General features: G+C 73.0%; 15 protein-coding genes and 14 pseudogenes. 25 read left to right on the top strand and 4 right to left on the bottom strand.

Annotated elements, in window-relative coordinates; translation table 11 throughout:
- Positions 1-1,461 precede the first annotated feature (1,461 nt).
- On the bottom strand, positions 1,462-2,595 hold the full coding sequence (locus tag FF86_RS21610; protein WP_055408584.1) for a citrate/2-methylcitrate synthase: 1,134 nt from the start codon (positions 2,593-2,595) through the stop codon (positions 1,462-1,464).
- A gap of 192 nt (positions 2,596-2,787) precedes the next feature.
- Here FF86_RS21610 and FF86_RS21605 point away from each other — a divergent pair, with 192 nt between their 5' ends.
- From FF86_RS21605 to FF86_RS21590, 5 genes and pseudogenes are all read left to right on the top strand, one after another.
- Positions 2,788-4,284 carry a citrate/2-methylcitrate synthase gene (locus tag FF86_RS21605; RefSeq protein ID WP_044886605.1) on the top strand — a complete coding sequence of 499 codons (1,497 nt, stop codon included), beginning with the start codon at positions 2,788-2,790 and terminating at the stop codon, positions 4,282-4,284.
- A gap of 371 nt (positions 4,285-4,655) precedes the next feature.
- A complete protein-coding gene (locus FF86_RS21600; RefSeq protein ID WP_044886606.1) occupies positions 4,656-5,489 on the top strand; it encodes a transporter substrate-binding domain-containing protein in 834 nt (277 codons plus the stop codon).
- Positions 5,486-6,352 (top strand): amino acid ABC transporter permease, encoded by an 867-nt coding sequence (locus tag FF86_RS21595; protein WP_082122065.1) that lies wholly within the window; start codon positions 5,486-5,488, stop codon positions 6,350-6,352. Before FF86_RS21600 ends, FF86_RS21595 begins: the two co-directional genes overlap by 4 nt.
- A gap of 8 nt (positions 6,353-6,360) precedes the next feature.
- Positions 6,361-6,479, top strand: a pseudogene (locus FF86_RS54410) (peptide ABC transporter ATP-binding protein); the annotation flags it as partial.
- Between the two features lies 1 nt (position 6,480).
- Positions 6,481-7,140, top strand: a 660-nt coding sequence (locus FF86_RS21590; RefSeq protein WP_313954366.1) for an amino acid ABC transporter ATP-binding protein, incomplete at its 5' end; no start/stop codon positions are given.
- A 73-nt stretch (positions 7,141-7,213) separates the two neighbouring features.
- On the opposite strand, the pseudogene FF86_RS54405 reads toward FF86_RS21590, so the two are convergent.
- The 3 pseudogenes from FF86_RS54405 to FF86_RS54395 all read right to left on the bottom strand — a co-directional run.
- Positions 7,214-7,528 (bottom strand): annotated as a pseudogene (locus tag FF86_RS54405) (transcriptional regulator); the annotation flags it as partial.
- Between the two features lies 1 nt (position 7,529).
- Positions 7,530-7,859: pseudogene (locus FF86_RS54400) on the bottom strand (helix-turn-helix domain-containing protein); the annotation flags it as partial.
- Between the two features lies 1 nt (position 7,860).
- Positions 7,861-7,966, bottom strand: a pseudogene (locus tag FF86_RS54395) (transcriptional regulator); the annotation flags it as partial.
- A 116-nt stretch (positions 7,967-8,082) separates the two neighbouring features.
- Between FF86_RS54395 and FF86_RS21580 the strand changes: the two are divergent.
- From FF86_RS21580 to FF86_RS54355, 20 genes and pseudogenes are all read left to right on the top strand, one after another.
- Complete coding sequence (locus FF86_RS21580) at positions 8,083-9,600, top strand: MFS transporter (RefSeq protein WP_052681240.1); 1,518 nt, start codon at positions 8,083-8,085, stop codon at positions 9,598-9,600.
- Between the two features lie 766 nt (positions 9,601-10,366).
- Positions 10,367-10,714 (top strand): hydrogenase maturation nickel metallochaperone HypA, encoded by a 348-nt coding sequence (locus tag FF86_RS21570; RefSeq protein ID WP_044886610.1) that lies wholly within the window; start codon positions 10,367-10,369, stop codon positions 10,712-10,714.
- Between the two features lie 81 nt (positions 10,715-10,795).
- Positions 10,796-11,460, top strand: a pseudogene (gene hypB / locus FF86_RS21565) (hydrogenase nickel incorporation protein HypB); the annotation flags it as partial.
- Between the two features lie 320 nt (positions 11,461-11,780).
- Positions 11,781-13,298 carry a hypothetical protein gene (locus tag FF86_RS21560; protein ID WP_044886652.1) on the top strand — a complete coding sequence of 506 codons (1,518 nt, stop codon included), beginning with the start codon at positions 11,781-11,783 and terminating at the stop codon, positions 13,296-13,298.
- Positions 13,295-13,879, top strand: coding sequence for a hydrogenase maturation protease (locus tag FF86_RS21555; protein ID WP_044886612.1), 585 nt, complete (start codon positions 13,295-13,297; stop codon positions 13,877-13,879). Before FF86_RS21560 ends, FF86_RS21555 begins: the two co-directional genes overlap by 4 nt.
- Positions 13,880-13,897: 18 nt before the next feature.
- A pseudogene (locus FF86_RS21550) lies at positions 13,898-14,662 on the top strand (hydrogenase expression protein HypE); the annotation flags it as partial.
- Position 14,663: 1 nt separating this feature from the next.
- A pseudogene (locus FF86_RS54390) lies at positions 14,664-14,813 on the top strand (hydrogenase expression protein HypE); the annotation flags it as partial.
- Position 14,814: 1 nt separating this feature from the next.
- Positions 14,815-14,977: pseudogene (locus FF86_RS54385) on the top strand (hydrogenase expression protein HypE); the annotation flags it as partial.
- A pseudogene (locus FF86_RS21545) lies at positions 14,977-16,519 on the top strand (nickel-dependent hydrogenase large subunit); the annotation flags it as partial. The pseudogenes FF86_RS54385 and FF86_RS21545, both read left to right, overlap by 1 nt.
- A 1-nt stretch (position 16,520) precedes the next feature.
- Positions 16,521-16,770: nickel-dependent hydrogenase large subunit (locus FF86_RS54380; RefSeq protein ID WP_242419239.1), on the top strand; the 250-nt coding region annotated here is incomplete at its 5' end.
- Positions 16,771-16,807: 37 nt separating this feature from the next.
- A partial coding sequence (locus FF86_RS21540) for a NifU family protein (protein WP_242419238.1) occupies positions 16,808-17,359 on the top strand: 552 nt, incomplete at its 5' end.
- Entirely contained in the window at positions 17,356-18,063 is a 708-nt protein-coding gene (locus FF86_RS21535; RefSeq protein WP_236706142.1) for a DUF5947 family protein, read from the top strand. The genes FF86_RS21540 and FF86_RS21535, both read left to right, overlap by 4 nt.
- 291 nt (positions 18,064-18,354) lie before the next feature.
- Positions 18,355-18,462: a DUF6893 family small protein gene (locus FF86_RS67410; protein WP_396229990.1), complete on the top strand. Its 108-nt coding sequence runs from the start codon at positions 18,355-18,357 to the stop codon at positions 18,460-18,462.
- Complete coding sequence (gene hypF / locus FF86_RS21525) at positions 18,459-20,948, top strand: carbamoyltransferase HypF (RefSeq protein ID WP_396229989.1); 2,490 nt, start codon at positions 18,459-18,461, stop codon at positions 20,946-20,948. The genes FF86_RS67410 and hypF overlap by 4 nt, the downstream gene beginning before the upstream one ends.
- A gap of 5 nt (positions 20,949-20,953) precedes the next feature.
- Entirely contained in the window at positions 20,954-21,247 is a 294-nt protein-coding gene (locus tag FF86_RS21520; RefSeq protein ID WP_044886655.1) for a HypC/HybG/HupF family hydrogenase formation chaperone, read from the top strand.
- Positions 21,244-21,381 (top strand): annotated as a pseudogene (locus FF86_RS54375) (hydrogenase formation protein HypD); the annotation flags it as partial. The gene FF86_RS21520 and the pseudogene FF86_RS54375, both read left to right, overlap by 4 nt.
- A gap of 1 nt (position 21,382) precedes the next feature.
- Positions 21,383-21,545, top strand: a pseudogene (locus FF86_RS54370) (hydrogenase formation protein HypD); the annotation flags it as partial.
- Position 21,546: 1 nt separating this feature from the next.
- Positions 21,547-22,199, top strand: a pseudogene (gene hypD / locus FF86_RS54365) (hydrogenase formation protein HypD); the annotation flags it as partial.
- Position 22,200: 1 nt separating this feature from the next.
- Positions 22,201-22,389: pseudogene (locus tag FF86_RS54360) on the top strand (hydrogenase formation protein HypD); the annotation flags it as partial.
- A 31-nt stretch (positions 22,390-22,420) separates the two neighbouring features.
- A pseudogene (locus FF86_RS54355) lies at positions 22,421-22,962 on the top strand (AIR synthase related protein); the annotation flags it as partial.
- Position 22,963: the final 1 nt, after the last annotated feature.

Raw genomic sequence — 22,963 nt, 5'->3', positions numbered from 1 at the left:
GGTGAGTGGTTCCGCGGACGGTGACCGCGGCTTTCCTGGCTCACCGGCATGAATTCGATCGGCGGTAGGCAACCGGTGCGGCATCAATCCGACCCGGCCTCGGGTACCCGAACGCATATCGCGTCGCTTCACCATGGGAAGGAGACTGCCTCGATGGGAGGGAGGTCGGTGGTGGGGCGCCGGGCGGGAGCTGCCGGGCGCCGGTGCCGGGCAGCCCAGGGCGGCCCGCGCCGGCAGGCCGCCGTCCTCACTCCCGCCGCGGACGGGCGGCGCCCTGCCGTCCGCGCCGCGGCGGCGGGTGGGGGAGTCGGACGCGGAAGCGCGCCCCCGCCCGACCCGGGCGGTCAGAGCTCCGTGACGAAGGTGCTCACAACTGCCGGGGTGTCACTGGTGCCGAAGGCGCCGTTCGCGACGGCAATCTGGGGTTCGCGGAAATTCCGGCAGGTCCACATCCGCGCGTCGGCGCCGACACCTTTCCACGCCGTGATGACGGTGTTACCGACGTAGGCCGCCGACGGTCCGGTGCTCGTTCCGCCGGGGGCGGGGCGCTGGGCCGACCAGCGGCCGTTCTGGAACTCCGCATGCCAGATTCCCGCGTCGTTTCCCGAGCCCTTCCAGACCAGGAAAAGGGCCTGCGGTGAGGCGGCGAGCGCCGGGCCGTGCGTGGACCCGCCGGGAAACGGGCGGGGTTGCGCCCAGGTGTGCCCGTCGTATGTCGTCCAGTAAAGCCCCTGATCGCCGCCGGAACCCTTCCACGCCATGTACAGCAGCCCGCCGTACGACGCGAGCGCCGGGCCGTGGGTGGACGAGGCCTGCCCGCCGGCGACCCGCTGCGGCCCGAGGTTCTCGGAGAACCAGATCGTCTGGTCGGGACCGACCCCGCGCCACGCCATGACCGTGCGATCGTCGTGGAAGGCCAGCGCGGGCCGGTCCTCGGTGCGGGGAGCGTCCACCGGGGTCTGCTGGTCGGACCAGCCGTCGCCATACCAGCCCGCCGTCCAGATCCGGCTGTCGTCGTCGGCGCCCCGCCATGCGGCCCGGGCCGTCAGCCTGCCGTCGGAGGCGGCCCCGATCCCGCCCCTGTTGGTGGCGAAATACCGCACCTGCTGCTGGTCGCGCCAACTGCCGTCCGAATGGGCCCGGGACCAGAAAAGCNGCTGGTCGGCGTTCTTGCCTTTCCAGATCAGCATCGGATCGCTCACCAGGCCGCCCCCGTCCGCGCAATCCCCGACCGGTTGTCGTCCTGCCGCCGGGCAAGGAACGACGCTCGCCGCTGTGGTCGAGCCGTCGACGGTGNCGATCATAACCGGATGAACGTCGGAATGAACAGTCCCGCCTATTCGACCGGCGGTGTCGCCCAGACGACGGCAAGCGTGCACCGGAAAGCGGAATGGGGATTCCATGACGGCCCGCACGGCCGCACGGCCCCTACGGCCGCACGGCCATGGCGGTGGGTTCGGGCTACGGCGACGGGACCGGCTCCGGCGCGGGCGGGCCGACGTAGCGAGCCGACGGGCGGATGATCTTGCTGTCGGTTGCCTGTTCGAGGATGTTCGCCGTCCAGCCGAGCGTGCGGGCGACGGCGAACGTCGGGGTGAACATGTCCCGCGGCAGCCCGCAGAGCTCCATCACGACCCCGGCGTAGAACTCGACGTTCGTGTGCAGCTCCCGGCCCGGCTTCAGCTCGGCCAGCAGCTCCACCACCCGCCGCTCGACCTGGACGGCGAACGCGACGAGCTCGCCGCCGAAGTCCTCGGCGACGCCGCGCAGCAACCGTGACCGCGGGTCCTCGGTCCGGTAGACGGCGTGGCCGAAGCCCATGATCCGATCGCCGGCGAGGACGTGCTCGCGGATCCACGGGTCGATCCGCTCGGGGCTGCCGATCTCGTCGAGGGTGTCCAGCGCCCGGCTCGGCGCGCCGCCGTGCAGCGGCCCGGACAGCGCGCCGATCGCCCCGACGACGCAGGCCACCAGGTCCGCCCCGGTCGACGCGATCACCCGGGCGGTGAACGTCGAGGCGTTGAAGCCATGGTCGACGGTGCAGATCAGGTAGCGCTCGATCGCGCGCACCTGTGCCGCGGTCGGCTCCGCGCCGGTGACCATGTACAGGTAGTTGGCCGCGAACGGCAGATCGTCGCGGGGTGCCACCGGTGCGAGCCCATGGGCCAGCCGGTGCAGCGCGGCGACGAGCGTCGGGGTGACCGCGCCGACGAACAGGGCGTCGTCGACGCGGGCCGCCTCGTCGGTGTCGTACAGCGGGGCGGTGCCGCGCGCGGCGCCGGCCAGCGACAACGCGGTGCGCAGCCCGTCGAGCGCACCCCCGGACACGCCGGCCCGGGCCAGCCCCGGCAGCAGCTCGTCGAGACCCGCCGGGAGCCGCCGCAACGGCGCCACCCGGGCGGCGAAAGCTGCTCGCGTCGCGGTGTCCGGCAGCTCGCCGAACACCATGAGATGCCAGACGTCCTCCAGCGAGCGGCGTTCGGCCAGCTCCACGGCCGAATACTGCCGATAGTGGAAGAAGCCCTCGCGCCCGCGCACGTCGCCGAGCGCCGTCTGCGTGACGACCACCCCCTTCAGTCCCCGTGGGACGCCCATGCCCGCCGGCGGGGTGGGCGAGGCATCCGTCGCCTGCGCCGCCTGCGCCGAGCCGATGCGGGCCGTACTGCCAGTTGTGATCACCATGGTTCGCCTCCTCGCCATCCATAGTTGATCCTTTATGGATGGCATGTCAACGTTGATTACAATCAACGTGAATCAGTACACTCGGCGGAGCGGAAGGGGGCGCGGATGGGTCATGGTGAGCGGCTGACGTCGCGCGAGGTCGCCGAGCGGCTCGGGGTGAAGCTTGAGACGGTCTACGCCTACGCCAGCCGGGGCCTGCTGCACAGCCAGCGGGCCGCCGGCGGCCGAGGCAGCACCTTCGACCCCGCCGAGGTCGAGCGGCTACGCACGGCGGGGCACGCGCGAGCCCGCGCCGCGGCTGCCAACGGGACCGTCGCAGTCGACGGCGTCGACGGCGTCGCCGGAGCCGACGTCCCTGAGCGGGAGGTTCCTGCCGCCGGTACCCCGAGCGGTTCCACCGGGCCCGCCGTCGCTGCCCCCGCGGTCGGTGTGGCAGGGGCCGGTGCCCTGCGCGGCGGGGACCTGCCGGCCGTGCGCACCCGGCTCACCCTCGTCGCGGACGGACGCCTCTACTACCGCGGCGTCGACGCCGTCGAGTTCGTCGCCCGTCACCGTTTCGAGGACGTGGCCGGCTGGCTCTGGCGCGGCCGGACGGATCCGGCGCCGGTGTTCACCGTCCCGCCGGATCTCGCCGCCACCCTGGAGCGAGTGGGTGGGATCCTGCCCGCCCGGTCGAGGCTCACCGACCGGATGCGGGTCGCCGTCTCGGTCGCCGCGGCGAGCGACCCGCTGCGCTTCGACCTGCGGGAGGACAGCGTCCTGCTCACCGCCCGCACTCTCGTTGCGGCGCTCGTCGAGGCTCTTCCGGCGCCGCCTGAGGCATCCCAGACAGCCGGAGCCCGCGCGACGGCCAGGGCTGCGGAGTCGGTCGGGGCTGCGGAGTCGGTCGGGGCTGCGGCGATGACGGAGTCTGCGGCGATGACGGGGGCTGCGGAGTCGGCCGGGGAGCGGGCGGGCATCGCCGCGCGGCTGTGGGGCCGGCTGGCCGGTGGGCCTGGCGACACGGCCGCGATCGCGTGTCTCGACCGGGCCCTCGGGCTGCTGGCCGATCACGACCTCGCCGTGTCCACGTTCGCCGCCCGGGTCGCGGCCTCGGCGCGGGCCGACCCGTATGCCGTCGTCTCCGCCGGGCTCGCCGCCTTGGACGGCCCCCTGCACGGCGGCGCCAGCCGGCTGGCGTACCGGCTGCTCGCCGAGGTGGTCGACCGGGGGGACGCGGTGGTCGTCGTCTCCGAGCACCTGCGCGCCGACCAGCGGATCCCCGGATTCGGGCACGGGTTGTACCCCGACGGCGACCCGCGTGCCCGCGCGTTGCTGGCGGCGCTCGCGGCGCTGCCCGCCGCCGAGACCTTCCTGGCAGCCGCCGGCGAGATCGCCCGGGTGGCCGGGCGGGAGCGCGCACTGCGACCCAACGTGGACCTGGCGCTCGCGGTGCTGACCATGGCCGCGGGCATGGCCGCCGAGGCCGGCGAGGTGATCTTCGCGGTGGCCCGCACGGTCGGCTGGCTCGCCCATGCCCTGGAGGAGTACCAGGAGACACCGCTGCGCCTGCGCCCTCGTGGCGTCTACGCCGGCCCGCCGGTCACCGGCCCCGAGGCATGATCCGTTGGCACCCCGGCACCCCGGCACCCCGGCACCCCGNCACTTGGTGTGTCACGAGCTACGCCATCCCACATATCTCCGTGTAGCTGTTTGTACACGGAATCGAGCCGAGGGGTAGGTACAGTTTTCGGCAAAAAAACCGTACCGAAGCCTCGGCATAATCTGACCGCATTCTGGCCGGAAACCGGCCGGGCTCCTCGACGACGCCCAGTGACCCATCGGGCCGCCGCACGGTCGGCACCGGCGGCGACCGGCCCCCGGTGATCGGTTTGTCCTGGTTCGGCGGTAGCCTGTGCCAGCCCCACCGCTCAGCCTTCTTGCCTGCTCAGCGCGCCCCACCCGCGTCGGTGGGGCACCCTCGGAGGTCTCCGATGCCACGCCCACGGCGTCTCACCGTCCTCGCCCTGGCCGCCGCGGCGCTGCTCGCGCTGGCCTCCTGTGCCGGTTCGTCGGGCGGCTCCTCGTCGGACGGCCTGCACCTGGTCAAATCCGGCCAGTTGACAGTGGCCACCGACTCGCCCGCCTACGCGCCGTGGTTCTCCGACGGCAAGCCGGCGAACGGCAAGGGCTTCGAGAGCGCGGTCGCCTTTGCGGTGGCCGCCAAGCTCGGTTTCGCCCCGGACAAGGTCCACTGGGTCACCGAGCCGTTCAACAGCTCGTTCGCGCCGGGGCCGAAGAAGTTCGACTTCGACATCAACGAGATCTCGATCACGCCCCAGCGCCAGCAGGCCGTCGACTTCAGCACGGGCTACTACGACGTGAGCCAGGCCGTCGTCGCGCTCAAGTCCTCCCGGATCGCGGACGTGAAAACCCTCGCCGGGCTGAAGGGCGCCAAGTTCGGCGCCCCCGTCGGCACCACCAGCCTCGACGCCATCACCAGGCAGGTGGCGCCCGTGCAGCAGCCCGCGGTCTTCAACGACCTCAACGACGCGAAGACCGCGATGGAGAACGGCCCGATCGACGGCATCGTCGTGGACCTGCCGACCGCCTTCCAACTGACGTCCGCAGAGATCCCCGATTCGCTGATCGTCGGGCAGTTCCCCACCGTCGGGGCGCCGGAGCAGTTCGGGCTGCTGTTCGAGAAAGGCAACCCGCTGGTGCGCAACGTCAACGACGCCCTCGCCCAGCTCACCAGCAGCGGGGAACTGCGCCAGCTCACCGAGCAGTGGCTCGGTTCCCAGGCGGGAGCACCCGTCCTGCGGTGACGGTGGCCTGGGAGCCCAGCGAGCGCGAGCGGGACCGGCGGCGGCTGCGGCGGCGCGCCCGGCTGCGGGCGGGGGTGATCGCCGCCGCCAGCACCGCCGCGGTCGCCGTCGCCGCGGGCGTCGGGATCACCCACACGTCGGGCTGGCCGCGGGTCCGCCAGCGGTTCTTCTCCTGGTCGGAGATCACCGCGGCCTGGCCGGCCGCGCGCACCGGGATGGTCGTCAACCTCGAGCTGTTCGTCGTCTGCGGGGCCGCGGCGGGTGCCCTCGGGCTGCTGGTGGCGCTGGCGCGGACCCTGGCCGGCCCGGTGTTCCTGCCGCTGCGGCTGCTGGCCGCCGCCTACACCGACCTGTTCCGCGGCCTGCCCGTCATCCTGGTGCTGTACCTGGTCGGGTTCGGCGTGCCCGCCCTGCGGCTGCGCGGCCTGCCCACCGATCCGCTCGTCCTCGGCGGCGCGGCGCTCGTGCTCACCTACTCGGCGTACGTGGCCGAGGTGTTCCGGGCGGGCATCGAGTCGGTGCATCCAAGCCAGGTCGCCGCCGCCCGTTCGCTGGGCCTCACCCACGCCCAGACGATGCGCCGCGTCGTGCTGCCGCAGGCCGTCCGGCGGGTGACGCCGCCGCTGCTGAACGACGCGATCAGTCTGCAGAAGGACTCCAGTCTCGTCTCCGTGCTCGGGGTCGTCGACGCGGTCCGGGCGGCGCAGATCGCCACGTCCGCGAACTTCAACTACTCGCCGTACGTGCTGGCCGGGCTGATGTTCCTCGCGATCACCATGCCGCTGACCCGGGTCACCGACCATCTCGCCGCTCGCTCCGCCCGCCGCCGCGGCGCCGGCGCCACGGCCGGGGGTGTGCGGTGACGGCCGGCGACGCGGCGCCGGTGCTGAGCGTGCGCGGCCTGGTGAAGCTCTACGGGGACGCTGTCGTGCTGCGCGACGTCACCTTCGACGTCAGGCCCGGTCAGGCCGTCGTGCTCGTCGGCGGCAGNGGGTCGGGCAAGTCCACCCTGCTGCGCTGCCTGAACCTGCTGGAGACCGTGGACGACGGTGAGATCCTCCTGGCCGGCGAGGAGATCACCGATCCGCGCGTGGACGCGGATCGGGTTCGCCGCCGGATCGGCGTCGTGTTCCAGGCGTACAACCTGTTCCCGCACCTGACGGTGCTGCAGAACGTCACCCTCGCGCCGGTCCTGGTCCACCGGGTGCCCCGCGCGGCCGCCCGCGACCGCGCCCGCGAGCTGCTCACCCGCATCGGGCTCGCCGACAAGGTCGACGTCTACCCGGACCGGCTCTCCGGCGGCCAGCAGCAGCGGCTGGCGATCGTGCGGGCGTTGGCGACCGGGCCGTCGCTGCTGCTGCTCGACGAGATCACCTCGGCGCTCGATCCGGAACTGGTCGGGGAGGTGCTCGACCTCGTCGGCGAGCTCAAACGGGAGGGCATGCCGATGGTGCTGGCCACCCACGAGATGGCGTTCGCGCGGGACATCGCCGATGAGGTACTCGTCCTCGACGGTGGCGCGATCATCGAACGGGGCGCGCCGCGACGGGTTCTCGACGACCCCCGCGAGGAGCGCACCCGCCGGTTCCTGGCCCGCCTCCGGGAGCCGGGTCCGCGGGGACACGCTGCGGGCCCGCCGCCGCGGCCGTGAGGTCGAGACTGGCCAGCAACTGGAGGTTCTCCGCCGACGCCGAACCGGGCTCCGCGGTCATCACCACCATCCGCTGGCCGGCGTCGGGCAGCCGCATGACCTCCTCAAACAGCGTCAGTCGGCCGACCAGCGGGTGCCGGAACTCGCGGATGGTGTTCGTGCAGTCCCGGACCGGGTGACGCGCCCACAGCGTCGCGAACAGCTCGCTCTTCACGCACAGCTCGCCGATGAGGGCGTTGAGCTTGGTGTCGTCCGGGTGCGTGCCGGAGGACAGCCGCAGGTAGGCGACCACGTCGTCGACCTTGCGCCGCCAGTCGACGAACAGGTCGCGGGCGTGGGCCTCGAGGACGAACTCGCGGGCGAGGTTCGGCCGGCCGTGGCAACGCTGNGGAGCGTCGACGGGCAGATGCGAACACAGCAGGGCGTGCCCGAGCCGGTTCCAGGCGAGGACGTCGTTGCGCCGGCCGATCACCAGTGCGGGCATGCTGCTCAGCTCGTCGAGCAGCAGGCGGATGCTCGGCCGCACGTGCTCGGGCCGGCTCGCGCGCCGGCCGGCCGCCGGCCGGGTCAGTCCGTGCAGGTAGGCGGTCTCCTCGTCGGTGAGGCGCAGCACCCGGGCGAGGGCGTCGAGTACCGCGTCGGAGGCATTGCGGCTCTGCCCTTGCTCCAACCGCGTGTAGTAGGTGACGCTGACCCCGGCGAGCTGCGCGATCTCCTCGNGGCGCAGGCCCGGCACCCGCCGCCGCTCGCCGTAGCGGGACAACCCGACGTCCTCGGGGGTGAGCTGGGCGCGGCGCGAACGCAGAAAGTCTCCCAGTTCGGTCATCCGTCCAGTGTTGCCCGCGCCGTCGCGGCGAACCACACCTCGCCGGTGCTAGCCACGCGGTGGGTGGCACACCCGCGGTGTGGGCGGCTCGGAGATGTTCGCCGAGCGTGGCCGGCATGAGTGTTTCGATCGATGCCGCCGCCGTGACCCGGGTCGACCCGGTGGGCGACGACGCGATGACCGCCCGCCAGCGGATCATCCTCGTCCTGCTGCTCGGCAGCCAGTTCATGCTCGCGGTCGACTTCTCCATCCTCAACGTCGCCCTGCCCTCGATCGGCGCCGGCGTCGGACTCACCGACGCGCACCTGCAGTGGGTGGCGACGGCGTTCGCGCTGCCGGCGGCCGGGTTCACCCTGCTGTTCGGCCGGGTGGCCGACCTGGCCGGGCGGCGGCGGATGTTGATCGCGGGACTCGCGCTGTTGGTCGTGTCGTCCCTGGTCGGCGGTCTTGCCACCAGTTCGGCCGTGCTGCTGGGCGCCCGCGTCGGCCAGGGGCTCGCCGCCGCCATGACCACTCCGGCCGCCCTCGCGCTGCTGCTGACGAGCTTCCCGCCGGGACGGCTGCGGCAGCGCGCGCTCGGCATGAACGGTGCGTTGATCTCGGCGGGATTCACCACCGGTGCGCTCGCCGGCGGACTGCTGACCGGCCTGCTGAGCTGGCGCTGGGCCTTCCTCGTCAACGTGCCGGTGGCCGCGGCGATCCTGCTCGCCGCGCCGCGGCTGCTGCCGTCCGGGGGCGCGGCCGGCCCGGTCCGCCTCGACGTGCCCGGCGCGCTCACCGTCACCGGCGGGTTGCTTGCGTTGGTCTACGGCATCGCCACCGGCGGCAACGACGGGTGGGCCGACCCGGTCGTGTGGGGCTGCATCGCCCTCGGTGTGGTCCTGCTCGCCCTGTTCTGGCGGATCGAGACGACCAGCGCCCACCCGCTGGCCTCGGTGGCGATCCTGCGCCGGCGCACCGTCGGCTGGGGCAACGCCGGTGGTTTCGCCGTGTTCGCGCTGGAGTCCTCGGTGGTGTTCCTGCTCACCCTCTACCTCCAGCAGGTCCTCGGCTTCTCGGCGACGACGGCCGGACTGGTCTTCGGCGTGCCCGGCGCGGCGGCGTTCGTCTCCGGACTGGTCGCGCCCCGGCTGATGAGCCGCCGCGGCAGCGCCGTGAGCCTGGTCGCGGGCCTCGCCGTGCAGGGACTGTCCAACGTCGCCCTCGCCTTCGTCGGGCCGGACCGCGCCTGGGTCTACCTGGTCCTCGCGGCCTCGGCGGTCGGCTTCTTCGGGCACGTCCACGGCATCGTCGCCTACCTGACGACGGCCACCGGAGACCTGCCCGACCACGAGCAGGGGCTGGCCACCGCCCTGACGACCATGACGCAGCAGGTCGCGCTCACCGTCGGCATCCCGGTCATCAGCACGGTCGCGACGGCGCGTTCGTCGGCCGTCGCCGACCACCTGTCCGCGGTCCGGTCCACCCTGGCCGGCATCCGGCTGGCCCTGCTGGTCGACGCCGCCATCACGCTCGTGGTGGCCGCGGCGATCGCCGCGGCGCTGCTGCCTGGCCGGCGATCGGCATCGGTCCCGCCGCGGGCTCGCGACGGCGCCGCCCCGGGCTCGCGGTCCCACCCTCCCGAGCTGGGCTGACGGGACCAACGGGACAGTGCCCTGACAGGATTCGGCCATGACCTGGCCGGCCCATGGGGGTTCTGCAAAAAAGACGCCATCCGAATGTTGCGAAACGTCCGCCCAGCCGTAACCATGAGCCCCGTGATGTCCTATGAAGACGTGGTGGCGATCTCTGATCCGGTGGAGCGGGCAGCGCTCGCCGACAAACTGATGTGGGCGGACCATCCTCGGNGGCTTGAGCTACGCACAGTGCGTGGCATCGCGCTTCGGGCGGCGTTGGATTCCGGCGTGCCGGCCGACGACATCGCCCGGCGGCTGGTCGTCACCGTGGCAGACCTGACCTGGATGGCCGCGCCGGCGTCGCCGGCCGCGGCCTGATCCACCGGGACGGTCGGACAACGGCGTCCGTCCGCCCTCCTACGGGCCGCTGTTCCGTGTCGATCGGCCCGACGAAGGTTTCTTTTTGATTTCCGGCTGGTTTCTCGCGGGATAGTCGCGTGGTGACAGTGAGTACGGTGGAAATACGTTCCCGTATCCGACCCCGGCTGACCGCGAGGGTATTCCTCTCCCCGCCGACCCCGCCGACCCCGCCGCCAGGTGGCCGAGGGGCCCCGCGCCCACGCAGCCCCACTCGCCCCCGCGGGACCGGGCCTCCGTGCCGCGGGTCGGGGAAGCCGCAGCGGCGGCCGCGACTGCGCGGCGTCCTCGCGGGGTAAAGGCCCCTCGACGCACGCCGAGCGCCACCGCCGCGTGCCCGGCGCGCCAACGCCGTCGGGGAGCCTCCATGCACGAACTGGCCATCACGCAGAGCGTCGTCGACGCGATCGTGGAGCGGACCGGGCCGACGCGGGTGACCACGGTGCGGCTGGTCATCGGGCGGCTGTCGGGTGTCGTGCCGGAGTCCGTCCGGTTCTGCTTCGACGTGGTAACCGCCGGCACACCGCTGGCCGGTGCGGCCCTGACGATCGACGAACCCGCGGGCCGGGCCCGCTGCCGGCGGTGCGGCGCCGAGTTCGTGGCCGACGACGTCCTCGTGCTCTGCGGCTGCGGCTGCGCCGATGTGGCGGTGGACGGCGGTGACGACCTGCGGATCGCCTCGGTGGGCCTGATGCCCGCGGCGGAGGCGAGCTGACCTGCGCGGAGGCGGGCTGACCTGCATGGGGGAGAGATGCCTGCGCGGGGAGGGGCCTGCGTGGGGGAGGGGGACTGACCGATGTGCGAGACCTGCGGCTGCGACGACCCGGCGGCTGCGCCCCGGCTGACCTCGTTCCCGGCGGACGCCGGGGCGGCGGGCCGCTCGGGACGTGAGCTGCTGCTGGAACAGCGGGTGCTGGCGAAGAACGACGAGCAGGCCGGGCAGACCCGGCAGCGGCTGGCCGCGCGCAACGTGCTCGCGGTCAACCTCATGAGCTCGCCCGGTTCCGGCAAGACGACCCTGCTGGAACGGACCGTGCGCGATCTCGCCGGGCAGTGGCCGCTCGCGGTGGTCGAGGGTGATCAGGAAAGCGTGCGGGACGCCGAGCGGATCCGGGCCGAGGGTGTCCCGGTCGTGCAGGTGAACACCGGGCGTGGCTGCCATCTCGACGCGGACATGGTCGACCGCGCGCTGCGCGCCCTCGACCCGCCCGCGGAGGCGGTGGTGTTCGTCGAGAACGTCGGCAACCTGGTCTGCCCGGCGCTGTTCGACCTGGGGGAAGGCGTGCGGGTGGTGCTCACCTCGGTTACCGAGGGTGAGGATAAGCCGCTCAAATATCCGCACATGTTTGCCAAGGCCGATCTCGTGCTGCTCACCAAATGTGACCTGGTGCCGTATCTCGCTGTGGATGTCGATCACTGCATGGGGTTGATTCGTCGGATCAACCCCGCGGTTGACGTCCTNACCCTGTCCGGACTTCACCTGCCGGCCGGTGCTCCCGGCGCCGAGCCGGAGCCCGGCCTGGCCGCCTGGTACGCCTGGCTGCGTGCGCGGCGCCCGCGGCCCGATGCTCGGCCGCGGGCCGGTGCGGCGGGCCGGGTTTGACGCGACCGGTCCCGGGCAGCTCGTCTGCGAACGACTAAGAGTGCCTTGAAGGACACATCGAGTTATTAGATCGAGTTAGTAGTTGGTGGAGGTGCGCAGGTCGGCCGCGTCGCGACCGCACCGGGAGGGACACTGTCATGGGCAGCCTGGAGCCAGCCTGTTGCGGGCCACGGCCGCGATGACGGCGGCCGGCGTGACGACCGGATCGGATCCGCGGTGGCCCGGCGTACCCGCGGGGTTCGACGCGGCGCGGGCGGTCGCCGACGCGGTGCTCTACGAGGGCTACCTGCTCTACCCCTACCGACGCTCCTGCGGGAAGAACCGAGTGCGCTGGCAGTTCGGGGTACTGGCACCGCCGGGATGGATCTCCGAACAGCCCTCGTCGGGGTCGCCAGGCGTGTCGGGCTCGGCCGACGGGTCGTTCCAGCAGGCCGAATGCCTGGTGGAGGCGACGGGACCCGCGACGGTCTTCCTGCGGCTGCGGTTCCTCCAGGTGATTCGGCGTCGCGTCGAGCGCCGAGCGGCGGACGGACGGTTCTCGCCGGTCGACGAGCTCGACGTGGACGGCACCCGCGAGCTGACCTTCGACGAGGCGCGTCCGCGCGAGTTCGATCTCGCCGTGCCGCTGTCCGACCTGACCGGCCAATCCAGCCGGGTGTCGATCCCACTGCTCGCCCCGGGCGGCGTCGACATCGAACCGCTGGGTCCGCGGCCGGAGGCGGCGCGGGTGGTCCGCCACCGGTGGCCGGTGACGGCGGCCGTCCACCTGTCCGCGACGCGGGCCGAGGCGCCGTTCCGGCTCTACCGGCTGCGGGTGGTGGTCGAGAACACGGTGGCCGACCTGGGCGCTGGCCGGCCGCGGGCCGAGGCGCTGCGCCGCTCGCTCGTCGCCGCGCACAGCCTGCTCGGCGTGCGCGGCGGGCGCTTCCTGTCGCTGCTGGACCCGCCCGTCTGGGCGGCGAGCGCGGCCCGCGGGTGCGAGAACCTGCGGGTGTTCCCCGTCCTGGCCGGCGGGGCCCGGGACGTCATGCTGTGTTCGCCGATCATCCTCTACGACGATCCCCGGACGGCCCCGGAAAGCCCCGGGGATCTGTTCGACGCCACCGAGATCGACGAGATCCTCTCGTTGCGCACCCGCGCGCTGACCGACGAGGAGAAGCGGGAGGCGCGGGCGACGGACCCACGGGCCGCCGAGATCATCGACCGGGTCGACGGCATCCCGCGCGCCATGCTCGACCGTCTGCACGGCGCCGTGCGGTCGCTGCAACCGGTAGAGCCGCCGACCGCGGTCCCGCCCGGCGGCCCGGATTCGGCATCCGGCCTGGATTCGGCATCCGGCCCGGATTCGGCATTCGGCCCGGATTCGGCATGGTGGGAGCCGGAGGCCGACCGGTCGGTCCACCCCGACCGGGACAGCGTGCAGGTCGGCGGCGTCACCGTCGCCCGCGGCAGCCGGGTGCGGCTGCGTCCGCGTGCGCGGGGCTCCGACGCCCACGACATGTTCCTCGCCGGCCGCGTCGCCCGGGTTGAGGCGATCTTCCTGGACGTCGATGGCGACCGGCACGCCGCGGTGACACTCGACGGCGACGAGACCGGCGACCTGCATCGGGCGGCCGGCCGTTACTTCTACTTCGCTCCCGACGAGCTCGACCCGCTCGACGACCCGACGGACGCGGATCGGACGGGTGCGCCGTGAGCGCCGCCCGCCCCCGCCCGCGCGCGGGACGGACGCTGGTCGCCGGTGTCGGAAACATCTTCCTCGGCGATGACGGATTCGGCGTCGAGGTCGTCCGCCGGCTCGACCCGGCGAGCCTGCCCGGTGGGGTCGACGTCGCCGACTACGGCATCCGGGGCCTGCACCTCGCCTTCGCGCTGCTCGACGGCCGGTACGACACGGTGATCCTCGTCGACGCGCTGCCGTCCGACGAACCCCCGGGGACCCTCACGGTCCTGCGGCCCGACGTCGGTGACGCGCCGCAGGTGGACGCGCGGCAGGTGGACGCGCGGCAGGCGGACACACCGCTGGTCGGCACGCCGCTGGTCGGCGCGCCGGCGGTGGTGGACGCGCACGGCATGTCCCCCGACGTCGTGCTGCGGCTGGTGCGCGATCTCGGCGGCGAGATCGGCCAGGTCGTCGTCGTCGGCTGTCGACCCGCCGTGGTGGCGGAACGGATGGAGCTGTCCAGCGCGGTGCGCGCTGCCGTCGACGACGCGGTCGACCTCATCGGCGACATCGTCCGGGACCCCCGACTCGTGGGGGTCGGACACGGAACGTGACGGAAAGGAGGGGCCGAGATGACAGCCACGGACGAGCGGCCGGCCACGCAGGCGCGGCCGGGTGGCGTCGACGAGGTGCACATCCTCTGGATCTCCGAGGGGATGAGCTGCGATGGCGACACGGTCTCGGTGACCGCGGCCTCGCAGCCGGCTATCGAGGACGTGGTCACCGGCGTCATACCGGGCCTGCCGACGGTCCATCTGCACAACAAGGTGCTCTCGCCGACGTTGGGCGGCGAGGAGTTCCTGGCCCCCTTCCGCGCCGCGGCCCGCGGCGAGCTGGAACCGTTCGTCCTCGTCATCGAGGGGTCCATCCCCAACGAGAACATCAACGGCGAAGGCTACTGGACCTCGTTCGGCAACGACCCGGACACCGGCCAGCCGCTGACCATCAACTGGTGGATCGACCGGCTCGCGCCGCGGGCCTGGGCGGTCATCGCCATCGGCACCTGCGCCGCCTACGGCGGCATCCATGCCATGGCGGGCAACCCGACCGGCTCGATGGGGCTGCTCGACTACCTGGGGCGCGACTTCACCTCGGCCGGCAACCTGCCGATCGTCAACGTCCCGGGCTGCCCGGTGCAGCCGGACGACTTCATGGAGACCCTGACCTGGCTGCTGTACCACGCGGCCGGCACCGCCCCGCCGCCGCCGCTGGACGACCAGCACCGACCGCAGTGGATCTTCGGGCGGACGGTGCACGAGGGCTGCGACCGTGCGGGCTACTACGAGCAGGGCGACTTCGCGAAGGACTACAACTCGCCGAAGTGCCAGGTGAAGATCNGCTGCTGGGGTCCGGTGGTGAACTGCAACGTCCCCAAGCGGGGCTGGATGGGCGGCGTGGGCGGTTGCCCGAACGTCGGGGGCATCTGCATCGCCTGCACGATGCCCGGGTTCCCCGACAAGTTCATGCCGTTCATGGACATGCCGCCGGNGGCGAGCCTGTCCTCGCTCGCGGTGAAGCCGTATGGGTCGATCATCCGGCGCCTGCGGGGCATCACCAACGCCACGGTGAACCGGGAGCCGCGGTGGCGGCACAACCGGGAACTGCTGACCACCGGTTACGACCCGAGTTACCGGCCGAAGGGACGGGTGTGATGACGGCCACCGAGCAGATGAGGGCCGCGGAGAAGCCCGGCCAGATCGTCGAGATGGCGTGGGATCCCATCACGCGCATCATCGGCAACCTCGGAATCTACACGAAAATCGATTTCGCCAACCGGCGGGTGACCGAATGCCACAGCACATCCTCGCTGTTCCGTGGATATTCGGTGTTCATGAAGGGGAAGGATCCGCGTGACGCCGGCTTCATCACCAGCCGGATCTGCGGCATCTGCGGGGACAACCACACCACCTGTTCGGTCTACGCCCAGAACATGGCGTACGGCATCGCCAACCCGCCGATGGCGGAATGGATCATCAATCTGGGGGAGGCCGCCGAGTACCTGTTCGACCACACGATCTTCCAGGACAACCTGGTGTTCGTGGACTTCTGCGAGGCGATGGTCAAGGAGACCAACCCCGGCGTGCTGGCGCGGGCCGAGGCCACCGCGTCGCCGCGCGCCGAGGTGCACGGCCTGCGCACGATCGCCGACATCATGCGGGCGCTCAACCCGTTCGAGGGCCAGGTCTACAACGAGGCGCTGCGGGTCAGCCGCGTCACTCGGGAGATGTTCTGCCTGATGGAGGGCAGGCACGTCCATCCCTCGACGCTGTATCCGGGTGGGGTCGGCACGATGCCGGAACCCTCGGTCTTCACCGACTACCTCACCCGGCTGATGGAGATCCTCGACTTCGTCAAGAAGGCCGTGGCGCTCAACGACGACCTGTTCGACTTCTGGTACGACGCGCTGCCGGGCTACGAGGAGGTCGGCCGCCGACGTGTCCTGCTGGGCTGCTGGGGGGCCTTCCAGGACCCGAACGTCGTCGACTACCGGTACGAGAACATGACGGACTGGGGCCGCGCGATGTTCGTGACCCCCGGCATCGTCGTCGACGGAAAACTACTCACCACCGACCTCGTGAAAATCAACCTGGGTATCCGCATCCTGCTTGGCAGCTCCTTCTACAAGGACTGGGTCAACGAGGAACCCTTCGTCGAGCGGGATCCGCTGGGCAATCCCGTCGACATGCGCCACCCGTGGAACCAGACGACCTTCCCGGAGCCGCAGAAGCGTGACTTCGGCGAGAAGTATTCCTGGGTGATGAGCCCGCGCTGGCTCGACGAGGGCACCGGCGACCATCTCGCGCTCGACACCGGCGGTGGCCCGTTCGCCCGCCTCTACGTCACGGCCCTCGCGGGCCTGGTCGACACGCCGTACGTGACCGCGAGCGACGGCGCGGTGAAGATCTCGCTGCCCCGCAGCCGCACGCTGCCCGCCATGGACCTGCGGTGGTCCCCGCCCGCCTGGTCGAACGCGATCGAACGGGACCGGGCCCGGGTGTACTTCGTCGCCTACGCGGCGGGGATGGCGCTGCACTTCCTGGAGCGGGCGATGACGCGGGTGCGCTCCGGCGACACCCGGACCTTCACCGACTTCGAGGTGCCGGACGAGACGATCGGCTGCGGCTTCCACGAGGCGGTGCGCGGGGTCCTCTCGCACCACCTGGTCGTCCGGGACGGCAAGATCGCGAACTACCNCCCCTACCCGCCGACGCCCTGGAACGGCAGCCCCCGGGACTCGTTCGGCACGCCGGGCCCGTACGAGGACGCGGTCCAGAACATGCCGATCTTCGAGGAGAACGGCCCGGACTCCTTCAAGGGCGTCGACGTGATGCGCGCGGTGCGCAGCTTCGATCCCTGCCTGCCCTGCGGGGTGCACATGTACCTGGGTCACGGCCGCACGCTGCGCACCGTGCACTCGCCGATGTTCGGGGCAAGCCATGGCTGATCCAGCCAGCGAGGACGGCCGGCGCAGCGAGGGCGGNCATCGCCTCGACGACCGGGCGGTGCGCGAACGGCTGGCCCACCTTGACGAGGCGCTCGCCGAGGTGGAGCGGATCCCGGGGCCGAGCGGGGAACTGGCCCTGGATGCGGTGGCCACGCTCGCGTCGGTGTACGGCGAGGCGCTCGCCCGGGTCGCCGGCTACGCCGCCGGCGCCGCCGACGTGACCGCCGCGCTGACCGCCGACGAACTGATCGGCCACCTGCTCGTCCTGCACGACGTGCACCCCGAGCCGGTGGGCCGGCGGGTGACCCGGGCGATCGAGCGGCTGCGACCGGCGGTCCGCGACCGGGGCGGCGAGATCGAACTGGTGGGCATCGAGCGGGGCGTCGCGGAGATCAGCCTGACCCTCGGCGGCTGCGGCTCGGCGGCGGGCGAGGTCCTGGCGGCGGTCCGCGAGGCCGTGCTCGCGATCGCGCCCGAACTGTCCGACGTCCGGCGCCAGGCCGCTGCCTCGGGCGGCGCTCACCAGACCGCCTTCGTCCCCCTCGACGCGGTGCTCACCCCGCCGCTCGCCGGGAGCGCGCGGCCGTGACGACCGACCTTCGTCCCGTGCCCGGCGCCGACCTGCGTCCCGCGCCCGGCCCCGGCGGAGCCCTGGACCGGGTGGTGCGGGCCGGCCTCGTCCGGACCGGGCCGGACGGCGAACGGTGCGACCTGTGCGCCGCCCCCGTGCCGAGCGACCACCGGCACCTGCTCGACGAGTCGAACGACGCGCTGCTGTGCCTGTGCCGGGCCTGCGCGCTGCTGTTCGACCGGGACGCCGCCGCGCGCGGCCATTACCGCCTCGTCCCGCAGCGCCGGCTGCGCGTGGCCGACCTGGACCGGGACGGGTCCGATCCCCGCGCGCTGGGTATTCCCGTCGGGTTGGCGTTCGTCATCCCCGGCGACGGCGGCGAGGTGCGGGCCCGGTACCCGAGCCCGATCGGCGCCACCCGCTGGGAGCTGGAACCGGCCGCCTGGCGCCGGCTCGTCGCCAGGGCGCCAATGCTGGCCGGGCTGGCCCCCCGGGTCGAGGCCCTGCTGGCGAACACCGCGCGGGGCCGCCGGGAGTTCTGGATCGTCCCGATCGACGACTGCTACCGGCTCGTCGCGATCGTCCGGCACACGTGGACGGGGTTGTCGGGCGGCGGCCGGGTCTGGCCTGCGGTCGACGACTTCTTCGCCGCCCTGCCCGACCGTTCCCGCCGCGGCTCCCCGCTGGGCCGCGCCGGCAGCCCGGGCGCCGCGGGCGACTGACCAGGGAGGGAAGGCACCATGGCACCGATCCGAGTCGGCGAGCCGGACGTCCGTCCGGACGCCACCGCGCACGTCAAAGGGGTCCGCGAAGGCAACGCCGTCGGTTCCTACGAGATGGAGCCGGGTCACCACAGCGACGGCACCGCCGACGCCCGCCGCTCGACCGGCATCCGGCCGCGTGACCGCGATCCGATCTCGCCGAGCATGCCNAACCTGCCACCGGGCTAGCCGGCGCGCGGCGCGGGCGTCGCGCACCGCAGCGTCGTCCCAGTCGATTCGAGGGGGAGACCGATGAGCAACCGCAAGAAGGTCCTGGCCGCCACCGGCGCCGGCATCGCCGGCATGATGTGGCGGGAGTACCCGTCCCTCGTCCGGTACCTGCGCATCAGGCGGATGTGACGGTGGGCAGCCCGACCCGCCCCGCCCCCGCCCCCGCGCCGGCCACGCCGGCCGGGCGCGGTGCCGGGCAGTCCGGGTCCGACGGTCGGCGGCGACGGCGGATCACCGTGCGCGGCCTCGTGCAGGGCGTCGGCTTCCGGCCCTTCGTCCACGCGGCCGCGACCGACCTGGCGCTGGCCGGCTGGGTGTGCAACGACAGCGATGGGGTGATCGTCGAGGTCGAGGGCTCGCCCGGCGCGGTGGCGGAGTTCGGCCGGCGGCTGACCGCCGACGCCCCGCCGCTGGCCGTGATCGAACGGGTCACGGCGACGGACCTGGCGCCCCGCGGCGACGCGGCGTTCACGATCGCCCGCTCCCGCGCGGGAGACGCCCCGCACACGATGGTGTCCCCGGACGTGGCGACCTGCCCGGACTGCCTGCGTGAACTCGCCGATCCGGCCGACCGCCGCCACCGCCACCCGTTCATCACGTGCACCAACTGCGGGCCGCGCTTCACGATCATCACCGGGCTGCCGTACGACCGGCCGGCGACGACGATGGCCGGGTTCCCCCTGTGCCCCGCCTGCGCGCGGGAGTACCGCGACCCGCGGGACCGCCGCTTCCACGCGCAGCCGATCGCCTGCCCGGACTGCGGGCCCCGGCTGGAGTTCGTTCCACCCGGGACGGGGCCGGCGGTCCTCGGCGAGGATGCCCTGGCGGCGGCGGCCCGGCTGCTGACCGTCGGGGGTGTCGTCGCGGTGAAGGGCATCGGCGGCTACCACCTGGCCTGCCTCGCCACGGACCAGGCGGCCGTGGCGACGCTGCGGCGCCGCAAGCGGCGCGGAGACAAGCCGTTCGCCGTCATGGTCGCCGACCTCACCGCCGCTCGGCGCCTCGCCCACCTCGACCGCGCGGAGGCGGCGGTGCTGGCCGGGCCCGCCCGCCCGATCGTCCTGGTCGCCCGGCGCGACGACGGCCGACCCGCACTCGCCGCCGCGGTCGCGCCGAACAGCCCCGACCTCGGCCTGCTCCTGCCCTACACCCCGGTGCACCACCTGCTGCTCGCCGCGGTGGCGGCGGCCGGCGGTTCGCCGGCGCCGCTGGTGATGACGTCGGGCAACCTCGGCGGCGAACCCATCGCCGCCGACGATGCCGACGCCCGTCGCCGGCTCGCACCGCTCGCCGACGCGTGGCTGCGCCACGACCGCCCGATTCACGTGCCCTGCGACGACTCGGTCGTCCGCGTCGTCGACGGTGACCCACTGCCGCTGCGCCGCTCCCGGGGCTTCGCCCCCCTGCCGGTGCCGCTGCCGTTCGCGGTGGCGCCGACCCTGGCGGTGGGCGCCGACCTGAAGAACACCTGCGCGCTGGGCACCGATCGTTCCGCCTGGCTCAGCGGTCACATCGGGGACATGGACGACGCCGACACGGTGCGGGCGTTCACCGCCGCCGAACACCATCTCGAGCGGCTCACCGGCATCCGCCCCACCGCGCTGGCCACCGACGCCCATCCGGGCTACCGCTCCCGGCAGTGGGCGCGGCGGCACGCGGCCGGGCGACCCGTGCGCTCGGTGCAGCATCATCACGCCCACGTGGCGGCGGTGATGGCCGAGCACGGCCTGACCGGCGACCGTCCCGTGGTGGGCTTCGCCTTCGACGGCACCGGCTACGGCACCGACGGGGCGGTGTGGGGCGGCGAGACGCTGATCGCCGACTACCGCGGCTTCGAGCGGTTCGCCCACCTCGCCTACGTCCCGCTGCCCGGTGGGGACGCCGCCGTGCGCCGCCCCTACCGGATGGCGCTGGCGCACCTGTGGGCCGCCGGTGTTGGCTGGGACGGCGGTGTTGGCTGGGACGGTGATGTTGGCTGGGACGCGGACCTGCCACCCGTGGCGGCCTGCCCGGCGGGGGAGCGGCGCGCCCTGGCCCATCAGCTCGCCACCGGGCTGGCCTGCGTGCCCACCGCCAGCATGGGACGGCTGTTCGACGCGGTGAGCTCCCTGCTCGGCGTCCGCCACCGCGCGGACTTCGAGGCCCAGGCGGCGATCGAGCTGGAGGCGCGCGCCCGCCGCTGCCCGGGCGGTCCCGACGCCTGGCGCAACCGGTACGCCTTCGGGATCGACCGGCCGGTGCCGGGCGGTCCGCTGGTCGCCGACGCAGCGCCCGTCATCCGCGGGCTCGTCCGCGACCTGCGGCGCGGGCTCGCCGTCGAGGCGATGAGCGCCGGCCTGCACGCAGCGGTGGTGGCCCTGGTCGTCGACCTGGCCCGGCAGGCCCGGTCCGAGCGGGGGCTCGACGTCGTGGCGCTGACCGGCGGGGTGTTCCAGAACGTGCTGCTCGCGACGGCGGCCGCGCGGGCGTTGCGAGCCGAGGGCTACACGGTCCTGCGGCACCGCCGGGTGCCGCCGAACGACGGCGGCATCGCGCTGGGCCAGCTCGTGGTCGCCGCGGCCGGCGCGCGGGAGCGGGGGAGCGGGGGAGCGGATGACCATGAAACGAGGGGGTGAGCGCCGTGTGTCTCGCGGTTCCGGGACGGGTCGTCGCCATCGGGGAACGGGACGGCACCCGCATGGCCGAGGTGGATTTCGGGGGGGTGCGCAAGGACGTGTGCCTGCAGTACCTGCCGGACACCACGGCCGGCGAGTACGTGATCGTCCACGTCGGGTTCGCCATCCAGCGGCTCGACGAACAGTCCGCGCTGGAAACGCTGGCCACCATCGCCCGGATGGGGCTGCTCGCCGAGGAACTCGACGGTGGGCCGGCCACGTCCGCCCGCGACGCCCAGCCTGAGGGGGTGAACCGGTGAAATACCTCGAGGAGTTCAGCGACCCCGAGCTGGCCGGTCGGCTGCTGGACCAGATCCATGCGGTGACGACCAGGCCATGGGCGATCATGGAGGTCTGCGGCGGCCAGACCCACTCGCTCATCCGGCACGGGATCNACCAGTTGCTGCCCGCGGGCGTCGAGATGATTCACGGCCCCGGCTGCCCCGTCTGCGTCACCCCACTGGAGATCATCGATCGCGCGCTCGAGATCGCCTCCCGGCCGGGGGTCATCTTCTGCTCGTTCGGTGACATGCTGCGGGTTCCCGGCAGTGACCGGGANCTGTTCCGGGTGAAGAGCACCGGCGCCGACGTGCGGGTGGTGTACTCGCCCCTGGACGCGTTGACGATCGCCCGGCAGAACCCGGACCGGCAGGTGGTGTTCTTCGGGATCGGGTTCGAGACCACGGCTCCGGCCAACGCGATGACCGTCTACCAGGCGAAGCGGTGCGGGGTGCGCAACTTCTCGCTGCTCGTCTCGCACGTCCTGGTCCCGCCGGCGATTGCGGCGATCATGGAATCGCCGAGCTGCCGGGTTCAGGGGTTCCTCGCCGCCGGCCACGTGTGCAGCGTGATGGGCACCGGGCAGTACCCGGATCTCGCCCGCCGGTACCGGGTGCCGATCGTGGTCACCGGCTTCGAGCCGCTCGACCTCCTCGAGGGCATCCGCCGGACCGTGATGCAACTGGAGGAAGGCCGCCACGAGCTGGACAACGCCTACCCGCGGGCCGTGCCGGCGGCGGGCAACCCGGCCGCCATCGCGATGCTGCGGGACGTCTTCACGGTGACCGACCGTGCCTGGCGCGGCATCGGGGTGATACCGGACAGCGGCTGGCGGCTGTCGGCGGCCTACCGGGAGTTCGACGCCGAGACTCGCTTCGCCGTCGGCGACATCCACACCGCGGAGTCCTCGGTGTGCCGTTCGGGGGAGGTGCTNCAGGGCCTGATCAAGCCGCATGAGTGTGCCGCCTTCGGGACTCGCTGCACGCCACGGACGCCGCTGGGCGCCACGATGGTGTCCGCCGAGGGCGCCTGCGCGGCCTACTACCTCTACCGGCGGCTCGGCCAGCCGGCCGCGACGGCCCCGGCGGACAACCAGCCAGCGCGGGAGGTGGCCCGTGTCTGACCTTGCCGACGCCGTGGACGCCGTGGACGCCGTGGATGCGGAGGATGCCGTGGATGCCGTGGACCTCGCCGCCTGGACCTGTCCCGCGCCGCTGGCGGATTCCCCCACGATCGTCATGGGGCACGGCGGCGGCGGCGCGATGTCCGCCGAACTCGTCGAGCACCTGTTCCTGCCGGCCTTCCGGGGCCCGGCCGCCGCGACCGAGCTGGCCGACGCCGCCGTCGTCGCGCTCGGCGGCGCGCGGGTGGCCTTCACCACCGACTCCTTCGTCGTCCGCCCGCTGTTCTTCCCCGGCGGCTGCATCGGCGATCTCGCGGTCAACGGCACCGTGAACGACCTGGCCATGGTGGGCGCGACCCCGTGCTACCTGGCGACCGCCTTCATCCTGGAGGAGGGCACCGAGCTGGCCGAACTCGCCAGGGTCGCCGAGGCCCTGGGCGCGGCGGCCCGGGTGGCCGGGGTCCGGCTCGTCACCGGGGACACGAAGGTCGTCGACGCCGGTCACGGCGACGGGGTCTACATCAACACGACCGGCCTCGGGCTGGTTCCCGACGGCGTCGACATCAGGCCGGGN

The organism is Frankia sp. CpI1-P, from assembly GCF_001421075.1.
Taxonomy (GTDB): domain Bacteria; phylum Actinomycetota; class Actinomycetes; order Frankiales; family Frankiaceae; genus Frankia; species Frankia torreyi.
The sequence above is the reverse complement of the archived record's forward strand: the minus strand, read 5'-3'. Positions and strand labels throughout refer to the sequence as shown.